Below are 25,018 nucleotides of genomic sequence, written 5' to 3'. Positions count from 1 at the left end.
ATGCCCTGCCTTTAGGTAGGGTTTTTTATTTGAGAAGATGAGGGGGATGAGGAAAGTAACTAATGACTAATTAACAAACCCCAGTGGAGAACCGGAGTATACTAGAAAAGGTAAAGACTAATAACTCTTCTCAACTAACACTTGATCCCTTACTAGTATTCATGCCTGTGGAACTATCATGTAAATCTGAATATGCCATTCTCGCCTTGATAGAGATGGCAACTCATTACGAAAGCGGCGAACCGATGCAAATTCGACAAATTGCCGCGCAACAAAGCATACCTGATCGCTATTTAGAACAACTATTGGCGACTTTAAGACGTGGGGGTATCGTAAAAAGTCAACGCGGGTCAAAAGGTGGCTATTTTTTAACAAAAGAACCTTGGAAAATTACACTCTTCGATGTTTTAGAATGTCTGGAAGGGTCAGACGTGCGGGTATGTGAAGACGATACTAACCCTAAAAGTATAGATACTTCTGTAATCAAAGAAATCTGGCAAGAAGCACGTCAAGCCGCCAACTCAGTTTTACAAAACTATACACTTCAGGATCTTTGTGAGAAGCGAGATTCTCGGCGACAGTTGGATATTATGTATTACATTTAGTCCACAGTTGCTTTGGCTATTGACTTTTGACCACTAACTATATAGATAAGGAACAATAATGAAAATTGCGCGTAACATTACAGAACTTATTGGTCGGACACCTCTAGTACAATTAAACCGCATCCCTCAAGCTGAAGGATGTGTGGCACAAATAGTTGTGAAACTCGAAAGTATGAACCCATCGGCATCAGTCAAAGACCGGATTGGGGTAAGTATGATTAATGCCGCAGAAGAGGAAGGGTTGATTACTCCTGGCAAGACTTTATTGGTAGAACCCACATCGGGAAATACGGGAATCGCTCTGGCAATGGCCGCAGCAGCTAAAGGTTATCGCTTAATTTTGACTATGCCAGAAACCATGAGTGGGGAACGCCGGGCGATGTTGCGGGCTTATGGAGCAGAATTAGAATTAACACCAGGTATTGAAGGGATGAGTGGGGCAATTCGGCGGGCCCAAGAGATAGTTGATACTACCCCACATACCTATATGTTGCAGCAGTTCCGCAATCCAGCCAATGCTAAAGTGCATCGAGAAACTACAGCTGAAGAAATTTGGTCAGATACCGATGGACAGGTAGATATGATCGTGGCAGGGGTAGGTACAGGTGGTACAATCACTGGGGTAGCGGAAATGATTAAAGCTCGTAAACCTAGTTTCCAGGCGATCGCAGTTGAACCAGCCAATAGCCCAGTGCTATCTGGAGGACGACCAGGCCCCCACAAAATTCAGGGAATTGGTGCTGGGTTTGTCCCTCAAGTACTGAAGACAGAATTGATTAATGAAGTGATTAGTGTGACGGATGACGAAGCGATCGCTTATGGTCGGCGTTTAGCTAGAGAAGAAGGTCTACTATCTGGGATTTCTAGTGGTGCAGCCTTATGTGCAGCTATCCGTGTTGCCCAACGTCCAGAAAATGAGGGACGCTTAATCGTGATGATTCAGCCCAGTTTTGGAGAAAGATATTTAAGTACACCGTTGTTCCAAGACTTAGAGGCTAGGTTGGCCACTAGCATTAGCTAACGTTAAATTGGATAAATGGTCGATTCTAAACACGTTTCTAATCACTACGAAACTCTCAACGTTAATCCCAATGCTAGCCAAGCGGAGATTAAGCAATCTTATCGCCGCTTGGTAAAGTTGTTTCATCCTGACAGCAACCAAGAAACAGCAGATAAAGAACAAATTATTCGCATCAATGCAGCTTATGAAGTCTTAGGGGACAGTCAAAATCGACTCAGCTATGACCAAAAACTGCAAGAAGATTCCCAAAAATTCCAGAGCAATTATCAACAGCGGACAGCATCAGCTCAAAAACGTTACCAGACAACCAGGCCAACAGGACGAGATGCAGATGAACATGTTGAAGCTTGGTTGCGCCTAGTTTATCAACCAGTCAATGACTTGCTAGATAACATTCTCAATTCTTTAGAGGATCAAATTGAGCAACTAGCCGCTGATCCCTTTGATGATGAATTATTAGAGGAATTCCAGGAATACTTAAACGCCTGCCGAGATGACCTCAAGCACGCTCAATTAGCTTTTCGTTCCCTGCCAAATCCCCCAAGTTTAGCAAAAACAGCTGCTTACATTTACCATAGTCTTAATCAAGTAGCAGATGGTATAGAAGAATTGGCTTACTTCCCTTTGAGCTACGACGAGCATCATTTACATACAGGGCAAGAATTATTCCGTATAGCTGCCAGATTACACTACGAAGTACAAGAATCTGTTAGTTAATCAAATTCAGCATCTTTTGCAGAATACCTTAGAAGCTCTAAGTTAGGAAGACGTACATAATTAGGGCTTGCTGAAAAAGTCATTTAAAGGTAGGAGAAGGATTGACTAAGTAATCAGGCAAGAGAAGAGATAAGTTTTTGTTGCCTGCAATTACTCAACCTATAACGTTCATTAATAAAAGGGGTAAAAAAAGATGTGCTGTTGAAAAATTGCCATAAAAATCGACAAAAAAGCCGTGAAAGAAGGGCACAAAGATTCATGACTAAAAAAGTAATAGCAATAGCAGTCACAGACGTATGAGGAAGTTTAGCCATGACTCTACCCAAACTAAATCTTCACTTGCTACAAAGGTTTTTACCTATTTTATCCTTTTCTCTTGCACTTTATTTTCTTTTATCACCCCAAATCTCTTGATTTGTCTAGGTTTTTTGTTTATTCTGCAAGCTCTAATTAAAGGCTTATGGCGAGCTAGCGCATTCATGGGGAGCCATTGCGGTTCCACGCTACTTGTCACTACAAGCCTAGTTCATTTTTTTACATTACTTAACATAGTTGGATTTATTCGCATCAGTTTACTGATTGCGAATTATGAGTAACAAATGAGTCTCAGGCATTGTGGGTGGTCAACTTTTAGGTCTCCCCTATAATCGATTTCCACGACCACCCCAGCCTTTAGACAATTAGCTGATAGTCCTGCTGACATCTAATACGCTTATGCCCCAAAAGTGCTTCCTCAATATTCTATTGGCCCTTGCCGTTGGGGCGGATACAAGGGCAATAGACTGTTCTCTCATGTTCCCTACCAGACCATTTCTTCTCCCTTTTAAATGCCCTGGTAAACGGAACAAATTGAACATTAAGATTTTTGGACTCAGTAAATTACCCGGTGAAGAGCCATCTGTTTGTGGTGGTCAAACAGATTGGTCAAGCCTAGCAGTAAGGTGGTGTTGCTGACGTTAGCTTACTGGGGCTTCTCGTCAAAAATCTAAACTTCGCTTTAGCTGACTCGATTAATCGACTCTGCTGGTAAGCAAATGAGATTATCCCCTTGGGTGAGAATTAAGCCGCGTTGGCGCAACTTACCCATCAAGCGAGTAACGGTAACACGAGTTGAACCAATCGCGCTACCAATTTGGGCATGGGTGAGGGGAAAGGGCAGACAATAGCCACGAATTACATCAGGATCAGTCTCGCTCATAGCTGGCTCTCCATATTCCTCAATCAACAATGTGAGAAATCCTAAGAGTCGGTCAATGGTGCGGCGTTGTCCCAAGGCACTCAGCCACAACAGTTTGCGCTGGTGCTGATACCTAAAGGCATCCATGACTTCACGGCGGAAGTGAGGCCAATTGTCTAAGTCGTGCCAGTACATCCACAGCACCGCAGTTTGGTCAACGTGGGCGTATGCTTGGAGCGTGAATGGTGACTGAGCAACAATTTCAAACGGTTGTCCCGCGCCAACAAAACCCAAGAAAGCTTCTTCTGGGGTTCTGTTAATTCTTCGAGACGTGAGCTGACTGGCAGTAGCACTAACTTGTGCGGTTCCTACCATGCGGATTGCGCCCCTTTGCACCAAATACAGCAAACCAGGTCGGGCTGGAATGCGTTCATCTTTGCTAAAGGTGCGGCAGCGGTAGTGTTCTTGAGCCCAGTCAAGAATCCGTTGCCAAGTCAGGAAAGGCCGTGATGCCTCAGAAAAGGAGGATGGAGATTGCATAGGTAACAAAGAGCGTTCGGCTGAAGACAAAGACGATCATAAAAAGGTGCAAGGAGTGTCTTTGTGTTGGCAGGGTAGGCTTAACGCCTAACAGCGCCAGCCATACAAAGAGTAGAAAGCGTTGAATTTACACTCTACTCTTTTGTTATACTTCCTACTGTACAATGATGGTAGTAAAGTTTACTTACTATTCATCGAATATTCATCAAATTTTATCCTACTCTCATTTTTCTTTATCTAAATTAGACATCCATCTTCAGATAGATGAAGGAAATAGATAAATAATCATGAAATCCTGCTTGAGGATCATAATCTCTGCATAAAAGGCTACTAGTGAGTAAATATACAGCAACTAAGCAGCTAATACATAGCTATTTAAGCCAATCGCTCAGTATTTATACTTCTAACCATCAGAACTCATGCATAGATGAGCAAAAAATTCCTCTATATAAAGGTAGAGATAATAATCGAGTTTTGTATATCTCAGATATAGCCCTCAAGCTATCAAAATCTCATAATCGAACACCAATGGAGATAGCGAGTGGTATCACGTCTCACTTGTTAGCAACCTGTGGCGAAGTTTTCAGCGTGCAAATTGTTCCCCCTGGTTCAATTTATGTAGAATTAAAGCCCCTATTGTTAGCAGCTTGGTTACAAAGTATTGCCATTAAGAGTTTAGGGAACGAAGAGGAAGTTGAGTCCCCATCTGGGGATCAGTGGCAAATAGCGGAAATAGCAACAAGAAAAATTGCGCTTGACAATTCTGAGCGATTATTTGCTGTTCAATATACCCATGCACGCTGCTGCTCATTAGTGCTACTAGCTCACCGAGAAGGATTAATTCAATTAAAAAATATAAAAAATCTACTGGCCGATACTGGCGAAAACTCCCAAGAACAGATACCTTGGCTCAACCATAATTACCAAATGCGTCTCAGTCATCCAGCTGAGAATCATCTAATTGCGGAGTTAGTAAAAGTTGTAGATAACTTAGAGTTCCCTCATGTAGATAGTTCTGTGAATTGGGAGAAAGCAGCACTAGATTTAAGTCAGGCTTTTGAAGTTTTTTGGTGTAGGTGTCGCATTTGGGGAAATGTCAAAATTTCTTCTCCCAACCTGGCTCAAGCCAGGTTGGGATTGGTTATGGCTACTCAGTCTGTGTTGAAGTTTTTGCTGGTAAATAAATTGGGGATTTTTGCTCCTCTGGAGTTATGATTTGCTGGTGTCTGCCCTTGCTGACTCTCCAAAAAAGTTACCCCAAATATTTCTGATTTAACTAGAGCTTCCTAAAAAAGAATGCCGACCAATTTGGTGCTGAAGAAATGTCCCAAAAGACAGTAGTGTCTCTGAGAAAAAATCAAAACTTTTGTAGTAACTATTGACTCATGTAATCACCTCGGCTATATTATCAGGTGTGTGAGGAGCGAACCAGCAAGGGCACCGAGACGAAACACGGCCAGTCGTCGGTGTCCCTTCTGATTTCATAAATTTCATACAGGGCAAGTATCAAACATCACCCTGACGACAGTAAAAATTTTTCGATGGCAGCAGCAGCTCCGTTTTCCTCTACAGTAGGAGCTATCCATTGAGCAATCGCCTGCACGCCATCTGGTGCATTACCCATAGCTACACCGATGCCAGCGTATTCTAGCATTTCCAAATCGTTGAAATTATCACCAATGGTCATCACATTGCTGCTTTGTAAGCCTAATAGTTCTTCTGCTAAGTAACGTACAGCAGTGCCTTTATTGACAAAAGCATTAGTTGCTTCAAAGAAGGTAGCCACAGATGTTGTCAGATAGAGTTCAGCGGGTGTATATTGACGACGTAAATTTCCCAATAAATCTTGGATCACTTTTGTGTCGTGGCATAAAGCTAGGACTTTTGTCGGTTCATTCGTCAAGACTTGGCGCAAATCGCCCACAGGAATTGGTGTAATTCCAGAACGTGCGGCATAAGTTTGAGTTTCTGGGGTTAACTCACGCACATAAAGCTGGTCATTGATGTAAAAGTGGACAGATAAGAGCGATCGCAGCTGCGGTTGTTCAAAATAGTCTAGTAATTGCCTAGCAATTTCCCGTGAAACTGCTAAATGTCGATGCATTTTTTGAGTACCTGGGTCTTGAATCCAAGCGCCCTGATAAGCCATCAATGGTAAAACAGAGCTAATTTCCTGATGGAAGCGTAAAGCTGAACAATACATGCGACCAGTAGCGATGGCCACTGGAATTCCTTTGGCTTGTACTGCGGCGATCGCTTGCTTTACAGGTTCGCTCAAAGTGTTAGACTCTCCAGAAATCGTGCCATCTATATCTAATACCAGTAATTTAATCTCTTTTGCAGTTGCGACTTGATGATCAATGGATGCCAACTCAGAGGCAGATGCTTGGTGCATAAATTCCCCATCCAGGTCTAAACTCCCAGTATTGAGATTAACAAATTCTGTTCACTTAGCAATTTATTTGGTTTCATCATCACAACAAAAAAACCCAGATCAGTATCCGGGTTTGTAAAATTTATTTTTGCAAGTATGATCGTTGATTACACCAAAACTAACACCTGTCTATAAATTAAATGTCGTCACTATGCAAAAAGATGGGAAACAGTCCACCCATTGAGGAAGGTCTAGGAATTGGAAATCTTCAGCCAGCTTTTCTTGCGTTGTGACAAAAGACCAATCCCTGCAAATAAACCTAAGCCAAGGACAGCAGTAGGTTCAGGAACTGCCTGAGCTGTGTCGTAGTTGTATGTAACAGAGAGATTAGCACCAGCAAGAGTGTTGATAAAACTAGCCATGTTACCAGAGCCTGTAACATTGGAGTTAGCGGTAGCATTGAATAAAAAGTTCAGATTACCAGCACCGATGAATTTTGCTAAGTCGTTAGCATCAGTAAAAGTCTTGCTAGAGGAATCTGATGCTACTAGTCCAGTAATAGACTTTCCAGAGGTACCATTAAAATCATTTACACCATCAAAGCCACTAACTGTGTAGAATTGAGAAACACTTGGTGATAATGGACTGATACCAGTTAAATCCAAGCCATTATCTGTGCCTAATGTAATATTGGCACCTAAATTAACTGTTACATTAGCTTGACCATTACCTCTATTTTCAAATCCTGCATCTCCAGTCACATTAGTGGAGAAATTTAAGATCACACTTGTGAGATTACCAAGAGATGAATCAAACTTTTGCACGCTTAGAGGTGCGTTGATGATATCTGTTTCTTGCATAGCTACAGAAGCACTTTTGCTGTAGCTAAGGGAAGCTGCATTAGCTGCACCAGCTGTTGCTAAAACACCTGCTAAGGTTGTAGCGGCGGCTAGAGAGTTGAGTAGTTTTGTTGTCATGGGAAATGAGTTTTTCAAACGAACGATTGCATGATTACTCATCTATTTCTAACTCTGATATTGGTCTGATTGGCTTGATAAATATACGTAATTTTATGTAAAGCTTCCATAAGAAACTTAGTTCGAAAACTATACTTTCGAGAGCTTTGATATAAAGTTTTGTTGATCCAAAAGGCTATAATATTGATAGTTAATCACTAAAATTTACTTCTATTTTTTGTTGATTTATCCAAGTTTTTAGGGAAATTGAGATATCTTGCCAATTTACTGAAAACCTAGTTTAACTAGACTCACGTATTAACTCTACAAGTATGATATTTTTTATACATATCGCTGGATTAAGGAAAATTGCCAGTCTCAGAATGCCTGTATCTAGTAGATATGAGGATTCTCGTTACTTGCCAATGATATCGGTATGCTACAGCTAAAATAAGGCTATGTCTCTAACTTCTGATTCTGTAAACACAACACGTCCGACGTTCATCCTTGTAGACGGACACTCTCTGGCTTTTCGTTCATACTTCGCTTTTGCTAAAGGACGTGATGGTGGACTGCGTACAAAGTCGGGAATTCCTACCAGTGTATGTTTTGGCTTTCTCAAGTGCTTACTGGAAGTCATAGCCACACAACAGCCACAAGCAATGGCGATCGCATTTGATTTAGGCTTACCAACTTTTCGCCACGAAGCCGACGATACTTATAAAGCAGATCGTCCAGGTACACCAGAAGACTTTGTACCTGATTTAAAAAATCTCCAGGAGTTGCTGACAGGGTTGAATTTGCCAATCTTCACCGCACCTGGTTATGAAGCCGATGATGTGTTGGGAACAATAGCACAAAAAGCAACCGCCGCAGGATATAAAGTGAAAATTCTCACAGGCGATCGCGATTTATTTCAACTCATCGACCCGGAAAAAGAAATTACTGTTTTAAATTTTAGTCCTGATGCATTAAAGCGCTCTACAAATAGCATCACTGAGTTTAGCACAGCAGAAGTTAAAGAAAAATTAGGCGTATTACCTACACAGATAGTCGATTTTAAAGCCCTCTGTGGGGATAAATCAGATAATATTCCCGGCGTCAAGGGTATTGGGGAAAAAACAGCAGTCCAGCTACTTAATACCTACGGTTCTCTGGAAAAAATTTATGCCGCACTAGATAAAATTCCCGGTGCAACTCATAAAAAACTGGCAACAGGTCAAGAAGATGCTCAAAAATCTCGTTATTTGGCCAGCATAGTTATAGATGTACCTTTAGAAGTTAATTTAGAAGATTGCAAATTAACAGGGTTTGATACCAGCTTTCTCATCCCAATTTTAGAAAAGTTAGAATTTAAAACTTTTTTAGGCAAAGTTAACCAACTTCAGGAACGATTTGGCGGTGAAGTTTTAGAAGCCACAACAGCACCCAGTGATGATGAAGATGATGATGTGTGGTTTTTCAGTGCAGCTGATACAGCAGCAGTTCCCCAGGTATCTGCTTCACCAATTCAACCAATAATCATTAACACCGAAGCCAAACTTACTGAATTGGTGGAGGTACTGAAAACATTTACTAACCCAGAAACTCCCGTCGCTTGGGATACAGAAACTAGTGATTTAGAACCACGGGATGCTGTACTAGTAGGAATTGGCTGCTGTTGGGGAACCAAACCAGACGAATCAGCATATATTCCCTTAGCTCACAAAACAGGGGAAAATCTTAGTCAAGATGTAGTTTTAGCAGCACTAAAGCCCATTCTAGAAAGTACTAATTATCCAAAAACCTTTCAAAACAGCAAATTTGACCGCTTAGTTTTCCGTTGTCAAGGAATTAAATTGGCAGGTGTTGTATTTGATACTATGCTAGCTAGTTATATTCTCAATCCAGATACTAGCCACAACTTAACTGATTTAGCGCTGCGATCCTTGGGAATAACTTTGCAAAATTATCCAGATTTAGTCCCCAAAGGTCAAACTATTGCGGATATAAATGTTAATCATGTAGCTAATTATTGTTGTTTGCAAGTTTACGCTACCTATCAACTTGTAGCGCAATTACGGGAGGAACTAAATAAAGTTCCAGCCTTGCACAAATTATTACTAGAAGTAGAACAACCCCTAGAAGCAGTTTTAGCTGAGATGGAATATACAGGTGTTTCCATTGATTCACCTTATCTGCGGGAACTTTCACAGCAGTTAGAGATAGATTTAGCCAAATTAGAAGAGACAGCCACAGAAATAGCTGGAGAAAAATTTAATTTGGGTTCTCCTAAACAATTAAGTCAAATTTTATTTGAAAAATTGGGTTTAAGCACCAACTATTCCCGAAAAATTCAAACAGGTTATTCTACAGATGCAGCGACTTTAGAAAGACTCCAAGAAGTTGATCAAACTGGGTTTGTTGATGCCATCATTGAATACCGCACTTTATCTAAATTAAAGTCTACTTATGTAGATGCACTACCAGCCTTAGTACGTCCAGATACTCAACGCGTACATACTAATTTTAATCAAACAGCAACATCAACTGGTAGGTTATCTTCATCCAATCCCAACTTGCAAAATATCCCTATTCGCACAGCTTTTAGTCGCCAAATTCGCAAGGCATTTTTACCAGAAACAGGATGGTTAATGGTGGCGGCTGATTACTCACAAATAGAGTTAAGAATTTTGGCTCATTTAAGTCAAGAGCCAGTTTTGGTGCAAGCATATCAGCAAAATGAAGATATTCACACAGTCACGGCGCGGTTAATTTTTGAAAAAGAAGATATTACCTCAGATGAACGCAGATTAGCTAAGACTATTAATTTTGGTGTAATTTATGGCATGGGTTCGCTGAAATTTTCTCGTTCAACGGGGATAGATAAAGGAATTGCTAACGAGTTTATTAAGCGCTTTAACGAACGTTACCCCAAAATTTTTGCATATTTGGAAGGAGTAAAAAAACAAGCGATCGCTCAAGGTTATGTGGAAACGATTCTTGGTCGTCGTCGTTATGTTGAGTTTACCAATAATAGTCTACGCAAATTACACGGCAGCAATCTTGAAGATATTGACTTGACTAAATTGAAAAATCTGGGTGCTTATGATGCAGGTTTACTACGTTCTGCTGCTAATGCGCCAATTCAAGGTTCCAGCGCCGATATTATCAAAATTGCGATGGTGCGACTACATAATATTTTGCCCAAGTATCAAGCACGTCTTTTATTGCAAGTTCACGATGAATTGGTGTTTGAAGTTCCTCCCCCAGAATGGGAAGAATTACAACCACAAATTAAATCAGTGATGGAAGATGCTGTTTCTTTAAGTGTGCCGTTAATTGTGGATGTGCGTGCTGGTAATAATTGGATGGAAACAAAATAATTCTAACTAAATTTAGATGACTATATGATCGATCATGACCGTTTATTTAAGGAACTCCTGACTACATTTTTTGTGGAGTTCCTAGAATTATTCTTACCCGAAGTACTAAGTTATCTGGAACGAGATTTTATACAGTTTTTAGATAAGGAAGTTTTCACTGATGTCACGGCTGGGGAACGTCACGAAGCTGACTTAATTGTCAAAGTTAAATTTCTAGGACAAGAGTCTTGCTTTGTGATTCACGTAGAAAACCAATCTTATAAGCAACCCAACTTTGATAAGCGGATGTTTCGCTACTTCTCCCGTTTGTATGAAAAATTCGACATACCTATTTATCCAGTGGTTATATTATCTTACGATTCTCCACAAACGCCAGAAAGCAATGTACATCAAATAGCATTTCCTCATAAAGTTATTTTACAGTTCAACTATGATGTCATCCAATTAAATCAACTAAATTGGCGAGATTTTCTGCGCCAAAAAAATCCAGTAGCTACTGCATTAATGGCAAAAATGAAAATTGCACCAGCAGAACGCCGTCAAGTCAAATTTGAATGTTTGCGGCTGTTGGCAACATTACGATTAGATCCAGCACGGATGCGTTTGATTTCTGGTTTCATTGACACCTATTTACGCCTAAGTCCACAAGAGCAAATACTGTTACAAAATGATATTACTAGGATAGAACCTAAAGAACAGGAGGTAGTTATGCAAATAGTTACAAGTTGGATGGAAGAAGGGATTGAACAAGGAAAGCAACAAGCAACACTATCCTTAGTTCTGCGTCTACTTCCTCGACGGGTGGGTACGCTGACTCCTGAGTTAGAAGAACGAGTTCAGGGGTTATCGCTGACTCAGTTGGAAGATTTAGCAGTGGCGCTGCTGGATTTTTCCTCAGTAGAAGATTTAGAAGCTTGGTTGCAACAAGTTTCAGCAACAACTTGAACTATTCAGAGGAAGAAAAAATCTTCCCCTAAACTTCCTGTTTCTCTACTTTTACCGCACACGACAGAATTTGCGATCGCTATCATGTTCAGGGTATTGCCACGAATATGCAAAATGACTCACTCCCGTTATTTGGGGAGCAAATTGGCGTAGTGCTTGCATTTGGGCTTCTAAGGATGGACGATTACTGACTGATTTTCCCCAAGAGCCAGCTAATGCAGGGATTACTTTTGTACCTGGTTGTGCAGAATTCAAAACTTTTTGTACTTGCTGCACAATGCAATTAGCCGTACCGCAAGTTGCATAAGACATGGGATGCCATTCTAAGGAACTAGGAAATCTATCCCAAGGTTGTAAGCGGGAATCATAACCTTGTCCAACGGCTTGGTTACCATCAGGGAAAAATACTGCTCCAGAGGGAATACCTTGTTGTTGTGCTGGGTAACTAGCTAAAGCTACAAAGTCTAGAATACCTTGCATAGCGTGGGCTACTGCGAGTTGCCACAATTGTGTTTGCAATATTGGTTGTCTGTCAGTTGCAGACAAAAGTGATTTTTGTTCTGGTTGGAGAACTCGACCTTGCCACATTGGTTCGCCTTCTTGGGGATGCAATTTATCTATTTCAGCTATATCTCCGGCGGTGACATATCCTTTCCCCAGAAATCGCCGAATTAATTCCAACCCTTTGTAATTTTGTGCCCGTCGAAATAAAGCTTCTTGAGTGGCTTTACTAAACAGCCATAAATCTGAAACTTTGGTGGCAATGGAATTACTTCCTGGCTGTCGTGGATAGCGTACATAATCAAATAACACTCCATCAGGACGACGGCGTACTACTTCTTGTACCAATTGATAGTAGTCACGTTTTGCCTGTGGGTGATAAGGATCTATATATAGTTGGGAACTATTATCTGGAAGATATAAGCTAGTTTGTCCTTGACCATTACGGGCGATCGCTTCTTCTCTATCCCGACGTTGAGCGTAAGTATAGCCGAAGTTATTAGTAAACATCCAAGCATAAACTTTTAAACCACGTTGCCGTCCTTTTTGAATGGCAATAGATAGTAAATCAATATTTTCAGCGCCTGGAGTCCGAATTACTGATGGCCAAACCGTAGGATTATTGACTGCTGGTAATAATACTTGACCATCGGAGAAAACTTCTACATAAACTTGATTATAGCCACGGTTGACGATGCGATCCATAATTTGGTCAATCGCTCCTGGCTGAATGTCACAAGGATATAAGCGTAACCAAATCGCTTGAATTTGTGGCCAAGTACGATTGCGGCAATCCTGTAATTCCTTTGCCTGTTGTTGCACCAATTGTTGGTAGCGGGTTTGGGCATCTTGATTGCCTTTTAGCGCTGACAAACGTAAATCTTCTTTTGTTTGCGCTGCTGCTGTGGATAATTGGCAATACTCTGTTACTTGAGCCTTTGCGGGTTGGCCGCCAAAGTGGGGAATCAATAAACTACTGGTGAAAGCGGCAGCGAACAGGCGTCGCCAAAATAACTTTGGTCTTGTAAGATTCAAGGGGCGGTTAGACATACCTAAAAGTAGAAGCACAGATCTGTGATCAACCCTAATTAATTTTATTGGCAGCTACATATACCAAATTTTCTAGTTGCGAACTAAAAGTTTTGCAGCTTATGTGTTCAAGACTGCCAAAATTATATTTCTGTTGCCTGATTTTTGGAAAAAAGCTTTAATCTAAAATGTATAAAATGTATACAAAAAGCAGGTCTAGCCTGCTAAGTGGGGGATTTAATTTTTACTTGGGTTGTTTAAATTTTATTTAGCCAACAAGACCATATTGGGGAGATCAGGGGGATGTAGACGCTTTAGCGTAGGGTTGCTTTGCACTTAGCAACTTCCCGAAGGATGGGAGAAGGATTGTGGTCCGAACCTTGCCCCCTTTCCTCTTCTCCCCTACTTTTGTAGACTTGGGAATAAATTAGCCAATAGTTAAGCACCACGTTTCAGTGCGGATTCTACCCTATCTAACTCCTGCTCTAGACGATTTTTGAGCTTTTGGGGTACGGGACGATTTGGGTAAGAACTGTAGTGTCCTGCTAAAGAGTTAAGTGCTGTTCGCATGGTTGTAAAGGAACTAAGACCGGAAACCGAGTTAACTCTCTGGTAGCGAGCTGAAAAATCGTTAATTTTCTGCCGTGCTTCTGCTTGAACTACAGCTTTGTTGGGTGAATCATCTGACAAATCTAGAGCTTCTCTCATGATATTAACTACAGCTAATGTGTCTTGGCGATAATCTCCTGTGAGACCATCTCGACTGCCAGAACAACCCGTTAAGCCAATGGTTACAACTAAGAACAGGGCAAGTAGACGCGACCAATAGCGCTTCATATGCATTAAGTAAATAATACGTAAATCAACGTCTATCGTATCCTGGATTGGTATCAGGGGGATCAATTTAGGTGGGGAGATGGGGAGTAACTAATGACTAATGATTAAGTTATACAAAGTATCCCGTTGTTGATAGGGTCTACTTAAGGAGGCGATCGCAGTTTGCAGAGTTGCAATTTCCATACAAGTACCGCCTACTGCTCCTGCCATTGTGGTAATATGCTCCTCCATTAAGGTGCCACCAATGTCGTTACAGCCCCAAAATAAGGCTTCAGTTGCACCAGCTAACCCCAGTTTTACCCAACTTGGTTGATGGTTGGGTATCCAATTTCCTAAATAAATCCGGGCGACAGCTGTCAGTAACAGTGCATCATTTAAGACTGGCTGATCGCGTCCGACACGACGGCGTAATGATTTAGGTGCTTCTTGTCCGACAAAGGGTAAAACAATAAACTCGGTAATGCGAGCCGGATATTCTTGATTAATGGCAGTTTTTTGGAGCGATCGCAATTTTTCTAGGTGCCCAATTTGTTGTTCTGGGGTTTCAATGTGCCCAGATAAGATGGTGCTAGTGGTGGGTAAACCTAATTGATGCGCTGTCCCAACAATTTCTAGCCAAGTTGCTGTGTTAATCTTCTCTGGACATAATATGCGCCGCACTTCATCATCTAATACTTCAGCTGCTGTTCCTGGCATTGAGCCTACACCAGCATCCCGCAAAGCAGCAATGACATGAGCGTATGTAATACCATCAAGTCTGGCGATAAATTCAATTTCCTGGGGAGAAAAGGCGTGTAGATGTATCTGGGGAAATTCTTGTTTAATAATTTCTACTAATTTGAGGTAATAAGGCAAAGATTTGCCGTTGATTTGCGCTTGGGGGTTTAATCCTCCCTGCATACAGATTTCTGTAGCACCCCGTTGCACTGCATCTGTGGATTTTTCGACAATTTGCGTCCAATCTAACCAATAAGCACCAGCATCACCATCATCCCGGCGGAATGCACAAAAACTACAGTGCTGTTCACAGATGTTAGTAAAGTTAATATTACGGTTAATTACATAGGTAACTGTATCACCTGCTTGGGTGTAGCGGAGTTTATCGGCTGTAGTGCGAATGGCAGCGATCGCCTCTGGGTCAGTTTGTTTTAACAATACCACTCCCTCTTGGGGAGATATATCATACCCTAAAAGGGCATGATCCAAAATATTATCAATATTTACATTTACAATAGCCACAGTTTCTTATAGACAAACTACATATCTTATTTTCGCAATAAATTAGCTAATCTGCTGTGATTTTTTTTGTTTGGTAACACGCTGTAATTCTACAAAACTCGTTACCATGTTGATTCGGCTCGTCTAGTACTAGGGATTTTTTTCATATATGATATTCTTATAACCTAAATATTTTTATCTTCTATCTGCCACAGCCTCCCTCTTTTGTACACAATGGATATTTTGTATTTTTTTGCCAGTGCGGATTGAGTTTTTTCAGATATATTCAATAAAAATATATTACTAAAATTTTCAGGAATATTTGGTAGATCTGGCTTAGTTACCAATAAAATTTTTACATTGGCATTCAGCAGATGACTGAGAGACATTAAATCACCAATATTTAAGGAATGATTACTGCTAATTAAAAGTGGATTGTTACTTTTGTTGATTATGCGAGCTATTTGAGGATTAGCATGACTACCTTTATTCCACCATGTCTCAGCCTGAGAACTAACTACACAGGATATAATTCCACTAGAAATTACTATTAATATGACTAATTGCCAAACTTTGCGGTTGATCAATTTAGCAGAAATGATTTGTGTTGCTAGTAAATAGACAACTGCTAACTGAATACCGACATAGCATGGAATAACATATCTTGCTCTCGAACTTAGTTGACCTCCAATAATTAAATCAGGTAGGATTAAAAATAAAGCAGGTACTCCACTCAATATAAAAACAAACAACCAAACTTTTGGTGCTGTTCGCCGATAAAGAAATAAAAATGAATATGCTACCAAAATTAATAAAAAGGGAATTAAATATCGCCCCCAGCGCAAAACTGGAAGATTTAAATCTGGAAAAAATGGTTCATAGCGCCAAAAATCAGCAAACAAATTACTAATATTACTAATCCACTCTGAAACCAAACCTATTAGAGATTGTTTCGCTTGAGCGCTGGCTGTTGTGTGTTTAATTTGAAATAAATTATTAATGATTATTAAAATCCAAGGTACAAAAGCTAAAAACCCAATACTAGTTGCGGTCAAATAAGCTCTAACGGTTTTGGTAAATCGAAAGCGTTCAATGGCAAATACATAGATACCGTGAGAGAGCGCCACCAAACCAGAAAATAAAAATGTATACAGTCCTAGTACCACCGTGACTGCATAAATCCCCCACAACCATTTGCTACCGAGCCGCATTGCTCGCAGTAATGTAGCACTCCCAAGCAAGATAGCTACTATCCACAAACTAAACTGTCGAGCTTCTTGAGCGTATAACACGTGTAAGGGTGAAACTGCTAATAGTGCAATGGACATCCATGCGGTGATCGGTGACTCAAATAATTCTAAGCACAACCAATAAAGACCAGGAAAAGCTAACAAGCTAATTATGGCTGACAAACTTCTCGTTGCTGCCACTGAATTACCAAAAATTTGTACCCATAATCGGATCATTACGTAATACAGTGGTGGATGTTGAGTATCATCTACTGCCAAGGAGTTGATTGTATTGATTACACCTTTTCCTGGACGGGGACGTTGAAATTTTTGTAGAGATTCAATAGGAATTACAGTTCCATTAAAGACTTGTTGGACAAGTTCCGTTTTTGTAGAACCGGAAATTCGTAATGAAGTATAAGCCTCATCATGCCAATAGACTTTTTGGTCAAGATTGACAAAGCGAAAAAAGATTCCTAAGACTAATAAAATGACAATTAAAAATCTTAACCAATGAGGTGGTAATAATTTTAAATTTGATGAAAATTTTATCATGTCATTACAGGGAGTTTTTCATGTATATTATTGAAATATATCACTCATGTAGCAGTTGTAAAAACCATTTTTTCAACAAATAGTGAAGACATATAGACTAGGACACGAAGACGCAAAAGAAGTTTTCATTAATGATTTAAGACTGCTGTATATCATTTATAGTATTTGCAATTTATTTTATGAATGACAACTCACCCAAGACACTGTTAAAAGTTCCAACTGGTACATTACAAGTTCCTGAATTGCCTTTCACAGGAGTAGATACAGATGATTTAGTAATCCATTTTTCACTTGTGATTCCCACTTATCAAGAGAGTGCCAATATCTACAATGTTGTCAAGATATTGAGCCAGTTACTTAATGAATCTATCCCAGGACATTATGAATTGATTGTGGTAGATGATAACAGTCCAGACCGCACTTGGGAAGTGGCACAATCTTTGATGGTTGAATATCCGCAATTACGGGTGATGCGACGCCAAGATGAACGAGGATTGTCTTCTGCTGTCATTCGGGGATGGCAGGTAGCTAGGGGTACTGTCTTAGGCGTAATTGATGGAGATTTACAACATCCACCCGAAATATTGACACAACTATTGGCAGCAATTGAACAGGGGGCAGATTTAGCAGTAGCTAGCCGTCATGTAGAAGGAGGTGGCGTTAGTAGTTGGAGTATTATCAGGCGTTTTTTATCTCGTGGCGCTCAGGTATTAGGATTAATTTTACTACCAGGGGTACTAGGGAGAGTTTCTGACCCCATGAGTGGTTATTTTATGGTGCGTCGTGCTTGCGTAGCAGGTGTCACACTTAATCCTGTAGGCTATAAAATTCTGTTGGAGATTATTGGTAGGGGCAAAGTGAGTGATATTGCTGAAGTTGGTTATGTATTTTGTGAACGCCAACAGGGAGAAAGTAAGGTGACGTGGAAACAATACGTCCAATATTTACATCACTTATGGCGCTTGCGTTTATCCAGAGGAGTATTGGGAAAAGTGAATCAACAAGTCGGGTTTCCCATTGGTAAGTTCCTCCGCTTTGGGTTGGTGGGACTAAGTGGGGTGTTTGTGGATATGGGAATACTTTATTTGCTTAGTGATCCAACAACTTTGGCTTTACCTTTAACGCGGAGTAAAATCATTGCTGGGGAAATTGCCATTTTCAATAATTTCTTATGGAATGATGCTTGGACGTTTGCTGATGTTAGTAGAACTCAACAGGGATGGCATCAACGTCTGAAGCGATTTGGAAAATTTAACTTAATTTGCCTGGCAGGATTATTATTAAATGTCTTGGTGTTGAATTTGGTGTTTAATTTTATCATTCCTAACAGATACATCGCTAATTTAGTTGCGATCGCAGTGGCTACTATCTGGAATTTTTGGGTTAACTTAAAACTCAGTTGGCGTATCACTGACGTGAAATAGCCCCAATTTCATTGAACTAAAATCACAAATGTGAGTCTAATATATACAAATTGACTTGTTGCTGGTATGGCGATGAAAGTCATTCCTTGGGCTGCTGATAAATTGTTTGGATACTTGTTTTTCGTAACTTATTTTATACTTTGAATAAGAAAAAATCTCCATAAAAATAGATGAACTTGTATAAAAATTGGCGTTCTACCGTTTCTGCTCGCTGGTTTCATCCCGTACTATTACTGTTTTGGCTAATTATCGGCATCGGCTTACGTTTTCATAATTTGACTGCCAAGCCTCCTTGGACTGATGAGTTTGCTACTTTGGTGTTTAGCTTGGGGAATAGTTTTTTACCAGTACCCCTAGATCAAGCGATCGCACCTGATATCTTATTGCAACCACTGTTAATAAATCCCGCAGCTGGTATTGGGGATGTGATTCATAATCTCCTAATAGAAGACCACCATCCACCATTCTATTTTGTACTGGTTCATTTATGGATGAGGCTATTTCCCAATCAAGAAGGGTTAGTATCGCTGTTTGCTGCACGATCTTTTCCCGCTTTACTAGGTGCATTATCCATTCCCTGTGCTTATCTTTTAGGCAAATTAGCCTTTCGTTCTCCAGTAGTGGGACAATTATCGGCCGCCATGATGGCAGTCTCACCATACGGAATTTTTTTAGCACAAGAAGCACGTCATTATACTTTGGCTGTAATCTGGGTGATGGCATCCCTGACTTGCTTAATAATTGCTATCCGTCACCTGCAAAACCGAATATTGCTACCGCTTTGGTTAATCATTGCTTGGGTAGGAGTTAACGCCTTGGGTATTGCTACTCACTACTTTTTTGTTCTGACTCTCGGGGCTGAAGCTTTGGTGTTAATTTTTGTAGCTTGGCAACAATACACCCATGCCAAAAGTTTACTGTTTCTTTCTCCTCTATGGTGGCGGATTTATTTTATTGCAGCTGGTACTGCTGTAGCGGGTGTAGTTTGGTTACCTGGTTTGTTACAGAATCGCTATAGCAGTAGTATGACAGAGTGGATTAAAACTGAGCGTGTGGGACTAGATTTGATCAGCCCCATTTTTCAAGCTTTAGCAGCATGGATTACGATGATTTCCTTGCTCCCAGTAGAAGCACCACAGTTAACCGTTGTGATTGCCTCTGGCTTGGTAATGTTAATTTTCTTTATTTGGGCAGTACCTATTTTAATTCGTGGTATAAAACTCAGATTACAGCAACCTGAAACTCGTTCGATAACTCAGGTATTTGCTGGGGTAGTATTAGGAGCGATCGCGTTCTTCTTCTTCTTTACTTATGTTTTGGGTATTGACTTAACACGGGGCGCTCGCTACAACTTTGTTTACTTTCCGGCGGTGATTGTCTTATTGGGGGCGATTCTGGCAGTTTGTATTCAAAATCCGAAAATCGGTAAATGGGGTATTACTGGAAAACAAGCTGTAATCCTAATTTGGGTAATGGGATTAATGAGCGCTATTACAGTTACGTCTAATCTCGGTTATCGCAAATACTACCGCCCTGATCTGTTAGTTCCCCTGATTCAACAAAATTCCCCGCTTCCATTACTCATTGCTACAACTCACAAAAGCTTAGTACAAACTGGAGAAATGATGGGTATAGCCAGGGAGTTAGAATTTTCTGGTTCACAAGCTAATATCCAATTTCTGCTAGCTCATCAAGAACAAGACTTCAGTAAATCTACAAAATCTCTAGAAAATACTTTAAATGGGATACCACGACCGTTTGATTTGTGGCTGGTAAATTTCCATGTACCCATAGCCCAGGAAGTGGAAAAATGTCTGCCTGATACGCAAGCTTTGCCAGCAGTAAACGGTTATGAGTACAAATTATATCACTGTATCTAATCTCATAACTACCGTATATTAAGATGCAAAAAACATTATTTACATAATGTTAGCGATGGCACTCCTTCGTCAATAACAGGGTTCTAAATTGGACTTAGATGATTGGGTATCAATTTCAACATTAGGAAGATAAATTAATGCTCAATGCTAAAACCAGCTTTGCCTTACTGATGGTTGTGTGTCTAATAGCCACTGGAGTGACAGGGTATTTACTGGGAGGAATCGATCCACAGCTAATTCAATCTTGGTTACAAGTTGCAGGCATTTGGGCCCCCGTCACTTATATAGCTGTCTATGTGGTAGCAACGATTTTGATTTTGCCTTCTACAGCCTTGAATTTAACAGGAGGAGCAATTTTTGGACCTTGGATGGGGACATTTTGGACAAGTCTTGGGGCAATTATTGCCGCGATCGCCGCTTTTATTTTTGCCCGTACAGTAGGACATGAGATTATTTCTCAAAGACTAGCTGGACGTTGGCAAGCTATAGATGCTGAAGTTAGACAAGGCGGCATTTTTTATATGTTTGCTATCCGACTCATGCCAATCTTACCTTATGGATTAGTAAATTTTGCAGCTGGTTTAACATCAATTAGCTTCAAAGATTACTTAATTGGCACAATCTTGGGGACAGTACCCGGAATCTTGCCATTTGTTCTCTTGGGTAGTTCTGGCTTAAAAGCAATCCGCACTGGCGAAATTCTACCATTGGTGACTGCCTTGGTATTGATAGGAATGCTAGTAGGCGTTTCTACTTGGTATCGTCGTCGGCGCTCTTTTCCAAGTCGTAAAAAACCTTAACACAGCTTATCTATGATACCTAAATATTCTTTTATCGTACCGTTATACAACGAAGAAGAAACCATTGAGGAAATGTATCGCCGCATTTCCCAAGTGATGAATCAGATGGATGGTGCAGTGGAGTTGTGTTTGGTAAATGATGGTAGCCGCGATCGCTCTTTGCAAATGATACGTGAATTACATCAAAAAGATCCGCGTGTCGTGTACTTGAGTCTAGCCAGAAATTTTGGTCATCAAATCGCCGTCACAGCCGGGTTAAATTTTGTCCGAGGACATATAGTTGTCATTCTCGATGCTGATTTACAAGATCCACCAGAGTTAATTATCGACATGCTGGAACAATGGCGACAAGGATATCATATCGTTTATGCCCAGAGGATAAAACGCAGTAGAGAAAGCTGGTTTAAACGCTTTATGGCTTATGCTTTTTATCGGATTCTCAAGCGACTGGCGGATGTAGATATTCCCACAGATACGGGGGATTTCTGCCTATTAGATCGCCAAGTTGTAGACGTGCTAAATGCTATGCCAGAGCGAAATCGTTACATTCGGGGGTTGCGTTCTTGGGTTGGTTTTAATCAAATAGCAGTACGTTTTGAACGTGATCCACGATTTGCAGGTGATGTCAAATATACATTTCGCAAGTCTTTTACATTAGCAATTAACGGTATAGTTTCTTTTTCTAAGGTGCCATTAAGACTGTCAACTTATTTAGGATTATTAGCCGCAATGGTTTCACTCTTAATGTGTCTGTTGGTATTATACTGGCGAATTTTTACCCCCAATTCTCCTCTAACTGGAATAACTATTATTCTTATAGCTATCTTCTTTTTAGGAGCAGTACAGTTAGTTAGTATTGGAATTTTAGGTGAGTATATTGGGCGTATTTATGAAGAGGTTAAGCAAAGACCACTTTACACCTTGTCGGAAGTTGCTGGGTTTGATCAACAATATCAACCTACTAACGAAAGATTAGAAATGTCTTCAAAGTCAACCAGTTTTTAACCATTCTTCCCAAAGATAGGCTTTTCTGGAATACTGATAGGCGATAAACCAGCGATCGCCCGTAAGTTTTGGCAACGAAGCAAGGCGCTAAAATTGAAACTGCCATGTCCTTCGATATTAGCGATCGCCTCAATAGCAGATAATAAATGCTGGGCCGCTTCTGTTTGGGCATAACCCCGGCGTTGGGCTATTAAAATTGCTGCTGCATCGGCGTTTAACTCTGATTCTGGAGATTGGTTGATGCGCCAAATCCGAGTTAAAGCAATCACACTTAATCCTCCAGCTACAGCCATACCCACCACATCTGACTGTGCTGATTCTATTAATCCTGCCAAAAGTCCCAACAACACCACACCTTGATAGATATCCGGTTTATACCACTTCACCCCCGTCAACCAGCTTACCTTCTGTAAGGTTAATAAATCCCGTTGCGGTTTAGTCAAACGAAACCATAGATCGAAATTAATATATATTGGTCGATCATGGTGCCACGGTAAGGGAAAAGCAGCATCAATCACCTTTACCTGCTCCGGCTTGCTGACAATTTTCACCGTCATGCGACTAGAAGCAGGTATAACATCTAATAAACGGCGAATTTCGCTTCTCGGCTCCATAAGCACAATTTGTAATTCTTAATTAGAATATACATTTATTTCATCCCGCAAACTCCGTACACAAACTCAGCGTACCTCTGCACTGACTTAGTGTGACTGACTCTGCGTTGGTAAATAAAGTTGAGTATATTCCATTATTATGAGATGGTAGACAAAACCGCTGAATTACGAATTACGTAAAGCCTGCGGCATAGCTACGCTTAGAGCGTAGCGGGACGTTAGTCCATTACGAATTACGAATTAATATTACATGGACGCTTTTGCTCCCATACCACCTAAATGGACAAATGAGGCAATTCACGCTTACGAGTTTTGCTGTCCTAGTTGTCGAGCCAGTAGTCTGGAAGCGATGGAAGTTTGGATTAATAGGCGATCGCCTGTAATGACAGAAAACCATCGTCGTAAATGGCAAGAGTTCTATAATTGCCAGTGTGGTTATGTTTGGTGGGCGTGGAGTAGCGATCGGCCACCTACAAATCTACTTCCTCAACAAGATTATGACCAATAAAAAACCCGCTTAAAGCGGGTTGTAAATAATTCAAATTATAACCAAAAATTAGTTTTAGAAACTGAATGTAGTCCGGAGAGTACCTACATATATAGTGTCGTTGTTGCTGTTGTGTTCAGGGTTGAAGATAACCAACAAACCAGGCGTAACCTGAACATTGCTGCTGACTCTAATTTTGTAAAGTCCTTCTAAATGATAGGAAGTATCGTTGTCTCTACCTGCTCTGTCTACACTACCACCAGTTACTTTGGGAGGTTGACCAAACACAAGACCTAAAACGTTACCTTCTCTACCCAAGTCTCTGACAGCTAGAGTAGTAGCCCAGTTCCAAATATCTGCGTCTCTACCAGCGCCTACTTGTTCATCCGCTGTGGTATAACCTACCCAACCACTTAGAGCTAGACTAGGGCTTGGTTGGAATGAAGCTTGCAGACCGTAGTGGTTAGCAACAGTGGCGTTACCATTAAAGGGATTGTTAGCAAAAGTACTGCCGATGCTAGCAAAGTTGTTGATGCCACTACCAGTAGGAGCGCTATTTTGATATGTCCGAGCGTAAGCCAAACCTAAGTTTAATGCTGTACTGGGTTGAAAGGATAGCTGACCGAAAACGGTATTAGCACCTTCAAGAACTCCGTTATCAGGATCAGGGTTATTACCTCTTGGAGCTAAGTAAGCACCAGATAAACTCAAAGCACCGCCAGGATTAAAGGTTACTGTCAAACCAGAACCACCAGCACCTTGACGATAAATGGGACTAAAACGTCCAAACCGGGAAATAGCGCCTCTACCTGAACTAGAAAAGTCGGGGTTGAAGACGTTGACGTTTTCGTTTAATTCAGCACCAGTTGCATCGATCTGCACACGCAAAGCATCACTGAAGTTGAATCTATAGTTAACTTTATCGATTTCAACGTTGTTACCGTTATCACCATCAAAACCCAAGCGGGTCATATTGGTACCTGTACCAGTACCCAATGCATCATTACCACGAGTGGAAACAATATTACCGGAATTTAAACGAGTTTGTAGTCTGTCTTGACCTGTAAAGCTAGTGTTGAGAGTTAGACGTACCCGATTAGAAAAAGTAGTGTTGCTGTTTAATCCTTGAGTTGGTTCACCCACGGGAACTGCTCTGCTATCACCAAAAACATCAGATACAGCAAAAATTGCTTCCCCAGATAGCTTGGTGGTGGTGGAGAATTGATTCGCTTCGAGTTCAGAAGTCCGAGCTTCTAAAGAATCTACACGACCACGTAAAGTTGCTAATTCCGCAGAAAATTCTTCTTGCAAGCGCTGCAAGGTTTCCAAGTCTTGTCTGGTAACTACATCAGCAGTTGCTGTGGCAATTAGTTCATTAACTCGGTCTAAACAAGCATTCAAACCAGCCGCAAATTCGTAGCGAGTTAAGGCACGGTTACCACGATAGGTGGCGTTGGGATAACCTGCAATACAACCGTAGCGCTCAACCAAGGATTGCAAAGCTTGGAATGCCCAATCTGTAGGTTGCACATCAGAAAACTGAGACACAGATGTTACCTGACCGATGCTATCAGTCTCTTGAGACAACTGAGCAACGGTTGTTACCTGTTCATTAACTTCAGCAGCTAAGGCACTGTTAGCAGCAAAAAATGTCGCAGCAACAATTGGGCTGACCTTTAACACATTCCAAAATAGTTTTGCCATATTAGTTAATTTCACTCACACCTAACGAAACTCTA

The 25,018-nt window shown here is 40.8% G+C and carries 20 protein-coding genes and 1 pseudogene; 11 read left to right on the top strand and 10 right to left on the bottom strand.

Annotated elements, in window-relative coordinates; translation table 11 throughout:
- Window positions 1-167: 167 nt before the first annotated feature.
- From ACM0OT_RS11530 to ACM0OT_RS11520, 3 genes are read left to right on the top strand one after another with little or no spacing between them, the layout of a single operon-like run.
- Window positions 168-605, top strand: coding sequence for an RrF2 family transcriptional regulator (locus ACM0OT_RS11530; RefSeq protein ID WP_414564613.1), 438 nt, complete (start codon window positions 168-170; stop codon window positions 603-605).
- 58 nt (window positions 606-663) lie between these two features.
- Entirely contained in the window at window positions 664-1,626 is a 963-nt protein-coding gene (gene cysK, locus ACM0OT_RS11525) for a cysteine synthase A (protein WP_414564482.1), read from the top strand.
- Window positions 1,627-1,641: 15 nt separating this feature from the next.
- Window positions 1,642-2,343 (top strand): J domain-containing protein, encoded by a 702-nt coding sequence (locus ACM0OT_RS11520; RefSeq protein WP_414564481.1) that lies wholly within the window; start codon window positions 1,642-1,644, stop codon window positions 2,341-2,343.
- 113 nt (window positions 2,344-2,456) lie between these two features.
- Here the strand turns inward: ACM0OT_RS11520 and ACM0OT_RS11515 are convergent.
- Together ACM0OT_RS11515 and ACM0OT_RS11510 are read right to left on the bottom strand one after the other, a co-directional pair.
- A pseudogene (locus ACM0OT_RS11515) lies at window positions 2,457-2,678 on the bottom strand (IS5/IS1182 family transposase); the annotation flags it as partial.
- 662 nt (window positions 2,679-3,340) lie between these two features.
- Complete coding sequence (locus ACM0OT_RS11510) at window positions 3,341-4,060, bottom strand: Crp/Fnr family transcriptional regulator (RefSeq protein WP_198015027.1); 720 nt, start codon at window positions 4,058-4,060, stop codon at window positions 3,341-3,343.
- A gap of 333 nt (window positions 4,061-4,393) precedes the next feature.
- Between ACM0OT_RS11510 and ACM0OT_RS11505 the strand changes: the two genes are divergently transcribed.
- Complete coding sequence (locus tag ACM0OT_RS11505) at window positions 4,394-5,275, top strand: DALR anticodon-binding domain-containing protein (protein WP_414564480.1); 882 nt, start codon at window positions 4,394-4,396, stop codon at window positions 5,273-5,275.
- 298 nt (window positions 5,276-5,573) lie between these two features.
- Here the strand turns inward: ACM0OT_RS11505 and ACM0OT_RS11500 are convergent, their stop codons facing one another.
- Window positions 5,574-6,455, bottom strand: coding sequence for a Cof-type HAD-IIB family hydrolase (locus tag ACM0OT_RS11500; protein WP_414564479.1), 882 nt, complete (start codon window positions 6,453-6,455; stop codon window positions 5,574-5,576).
- A gap of 230 nt (window positions 6,456-6,685) precedes the next feature.
- The gene (locus tag ACM0OT_RS11495) at window positions 6,686-7,453 is read right to left on the bottom strand and encodes a choice-of-anchor E domain-containing protein (protein ID WP_414564478.1); all 768 of its coding nucleotides are present in this window, start codon (window positions 7,451-7,453) and stop codon (window positions 6,686-6,688) included.
- A gap of 395 nt (window positions 7,454-7,848) precedes the next feature.
- On the opposite strand from ACM0OT_RS11495, the gene polA reads away from it, so the two are divergent.
- Both polA and ACM0OT_RS11485 read left to right on the top strand, forming a co-directional pair.
- On the top strand, window positions 7,849-10,755 hold the full coding sequence (gene polA, locus ACM0OT_RS11490; RefSeq protein ID WP_414564477.1) for a DNA polymerase I: 2,907 nt from the start codon (window positions 7,849-7,851) through the stop codon (window positions 10,753-10,755).
- Window positions 10,756-10,779: 24 nt separating this feature from the next.
- A complete protein-coding gene (locus ACM0OT_RS11485; protein ID WP_414564476.1) occupies window positions 10,780-11,700 on the top strand; it encodes an Rpn family recombination-promoting nuclease/putative transposase in 921 nt (306 codons plus the stop codon).
- A 51-nt stretch (window positions 11,701-11,751) separates the two neighbouring features.
- On the opposite strand, the gene ACM0OT_RS11480 is transcribed toward ACM0OT_RS11485, so the two are convergent.
- The 4 genes from ACM0OT_RS11480 to ACM0OT_RS11465 form a co-directional block, all read right to left on the bottom strand.
- Complete coding sequence (locus ACM0OT_RS11480) at window positions 11,752-13,251, bottom strand: family 10 glycosylhydrolase (RefSeq protein WP_414564475.1); 1,500 nt, start codon at window positions 13,249-13,251, stop codon at window positions 11,752-11,754.
- 417 nt (window positions 13,252-13,668) lie between these two features.
- Entirely contained in the window at window positions 13,669-14,067 is a 399-nt protein-coding gene (gene psb27, locus ACM0OT_RS11475) for a photosystem II protein Psb27 (protein ID WP_414564474.1), read from the bottom strand.
- Between the two features lie 90 nt (window positions 14,068-14,157).
- Entirely contained in the window at window positions 14,158-15,300 is a 1,143-nt protein-coding gene (cofH, locus tag ACM0OT_RS11470) for a 7,8-didemethyl-8-hydroxy-5-deazariboflavin synthase subunit CofH (RefSeq protein WP_414564612.1), read from the bottom strand.
- Window positions 15,301-15,470: 170 nt separating this feature from the next.
- Window positions 15,471-17,069, bottom strand: coding sequence for a glycosyltransferase family 39 protein (locus tag ACM0OT_RS11465; protein ID WP_414564473.1), 1,599 nt, complete (start codon window positions 17,067-17,069; stop codon window positions 15,471-15,473).
- A 179-nt stretch (window positions 17,070-17,248) separates the two neighbouring features.
- On the opposite strand from ACM0OT_RS11465, the gene ACM0OT_RS11460 reads away from it, so the two are divergent.
- From ACM0OT_RS11460 to ACM0OT_RS11445, 4 genes are all read left to right on the top strand, one after another.
- Window positions 17,249-18,493 carry a glycosyltransferase gene (locus ACM0OT_RS11460; protein ID WP_414564472.1) on the top strand — a complete coding sequence of 415 codons (1,245 nt, stop codon included), beginning with the start codon at window positions 17,249-17,251 and terminating at the stop codon, window positions 18,491-18,493.
- A 170-nt stretch (window positions 18,494-18,663) separates the two neighbouring features.
- Entirely contained in the window at window positions 18,664-20,373 is a 1,710-nt protein-coding gene (locus ACM0OT_RS11455; RefSeq protein ID WP_414564471.1) for a phospholipid carrier-dependent glycosyltransferase, read from the top strand.
- Between the two features lie 137 nt (window positions 20,374-20,510).
- Window positions 20,511-21,173, top strand: coding sequence for a TVP38/TMEM64 family protein (locus ACM0OT_RS11450; RefSeq protein ID WP_414564470.1), 663 nt, complete (start codon window positions 20,511-20,513; stop codon window positions 21,171-21,173).
- Window positions 21,174-21,185: 12 nt separating this feature from the next.
- Entirely contained in the window at window positions 21,186-22,178 is a 993-nt protein-coding gene (locus tag ACM0OT_RS11445) for a glycosyltransferase family 2 protein (RefSeq protein ID WP_414564469.1), read from the top strand.
- Here ACM0OT_RS11445 and ACM0OT_RS11440 read toward each other — a convergent pair.
- Window positions 22,175-22,792, bottom strand: coding sequence for a DUF3318 domain-containing protein (locus ACM0OT_RS11440; RefSeq protein WP_414564468.1), 618 nt, complete (start codon window positions 22,790-22,792; stop codon window positions 22,175-22,177). The two genes, ACM0OT_RS11445 and ACM0OT_RS11440, sit on opposite strands and share 4 nt — an antisense overlap.
- Before the next feature lie 250 nt (window positions 22,793-23,042).
- Here ACM0OT_RS11440 and ACM0OT_RS11435 point away from each other — a divergent pair, with 250 nt between their 5' ends.
- Window positions 23,043-23,300, top strand: coding sequence for a hypothetical protein (locus tag ACM0OT_RS11435; protein WP_414564467.1), 258 nt, complete (start codon window positions 23,043-23,045; stop codon window positions 23,298-23,300).
- Between the two features lie 54 nt (window positions 23,301-23,354).
- On the opposite strand, the gene ACM0OT_RS11430 is transcribed toward ACM0OT_RS11435, so the two are convergent.
- Window positions 23,355-24,983: an iron uptake porin gene (locus ACM0OT_RS11430; RefSeq protein WP_414564466.1), complete on the bottom strand. Its 1,629-nt coding sequence runs from the start codon at window positions 24,981-24,983 to the stop codon at window positions 23,355-23,357.
- Window positions 24,984-25,018: the final 35 nt, after the last annotated feature.

The sequence above is a fragment of the Anabaena sp. CCY 9613 genome, from assembly GCF_963920895.1.
GTDB lineage: Bacteria > Cyanobacteriota > Cyanobacteriia > Cyanobacteriales > Nostocaceae > Cyanocohniella.
The sequence above is the reverse complement of the archived record's forward strand: the minus strand, read 5'-3'. Positions and strand labels throughout refer to the sequence as shown.

What these genes read in the sequence shown, in the direction of transcription:
- ACM0OT_RS11485 (WP_414564476.1), top strand. Translation starts at nt 10,780, where the DNA reads ATGATCGATCATGACCGTTTATTTAAGGAACTCCTGACTACATTTTTT.
- cysK (WP_414564482.1), top strand. Translation starts at nt 664, where the DNA reads ATGAAAATTGCGCGTAACATTACAGAACTTATTGGTCGGACACCTCTA.
- ACM0OT_RS11495 (WP_414564478.1), bottom strand. Translation starts at nt 7,453, where the DNA reads ATGAGTAATCATGCAATCGTTCGTTTGAAAAACTCATTTCCCATGACA.
- ACM0OT_RS11510 (WP_198015027.1), bottom strand. Translation starts at nt 4,060, where the DNA reads ATGCAATCTCCATCCTCCTTTTCTGAGGCATCACGGCCTTTCCTGACT.
- ACM0OT_RS11430 (WP_414564466.1), bottom strand. Translation starts at nt 24,983, where the DNA reads ATGGCAAAACTATTTTGGAATGTGTTAAAGGTCAGCCCAATTGTTGCT.
- ACM0OT_RS11450 (WP_414564470.1), top strand. Translation starts at nt 20,511, where the DNA reads ATGCTCAATGCTAAAACCAGCTTTGCCTTACTGATGGTTGTGTGTCTA.
- ACM0OT_RS11435 (WP_414564467.1), top strand. Translation starts at nt 23,043, where the DNA reads ATGGACGCTTTTGCTCCCATACCACCTAAATGGACAAATGAGGCAATT.
- ACM0OT_RS11480 (WP_414564475.1), bottom strand. Translation starts at nt 13,251, where the DNA reads ATGTCTAACCGCCCCTTGAATCTTACAAGACCAAAGTTATTTTGGCGA.
- psb27 (WP_414564474.1), bottom strand. Translation starts at nt 14,067, where the DNA reads ATGAAGCGCTATTGGTCGCGTCTACTTGCCCTGTTCTTAGTTGTAACC.
- ACM0OT_RS11440 (WP_414564468.1), bottom strand. Translation starts at nt 22,792, where the DNA reads ATGGAGCCGAGAAGCGAAATTCGCCGTTTATTAGATGTTATACCTGCT.
- polA (WP_414564477.1), top strand. Translation starts at nt 7,849, where the DNA reads ATGTCTCTAACTTCTGATTCTGTAAACACAACACGTCCGACGTTCATC.
- ACM0OT_RS11455 (WP_414564471.1), top strand. Translation starts at nt 18,664, where the DNA reads ATGAACTTGTATAAAAATTGGCGTTCTACCGTTTCTGCTCGCTGGTTT.
- ACM0OT_RS11445 (WP_414564469.1), top strand. Translation starts at nt 21,186, where the DNA reads ATGATACCTAAATATTCTTTTATCGTACCGTTATACAACGAAGAAGAA.
- ACM0OT_RS11460 (WP_414564472.1), top strand. Translation starts at nt 17,249, where the DNA reads ATGAATGACAACTCACCCAAGACACTGTTAAAAGTTCCAACTGGTACA.
- ACM0OT_RS11465 (WP_414564473.1), bottom strand. Translation starts at nt 17,069, where the DNA reads ATGATAAAATTTTCATCAAATTTAAAATTATTACCACCTCATTGGTTA.
- ACM0OT_RS11520 (WP_414564481.1), top strand. Translation starts at nt 1,642, where the DNA reads ATGGTCGATTCTAAACACGTTTCTAATCACTACGAAACTCTCAACGTT.
- ACM0OT_RS11500 (WP_414564479.1), bottom strand. Translation starts at nt 6,455, where the DNA reads ATGCACCAAGCATCTGCCTCTGAGTTGGCATCCATTGATCATCAAGTC.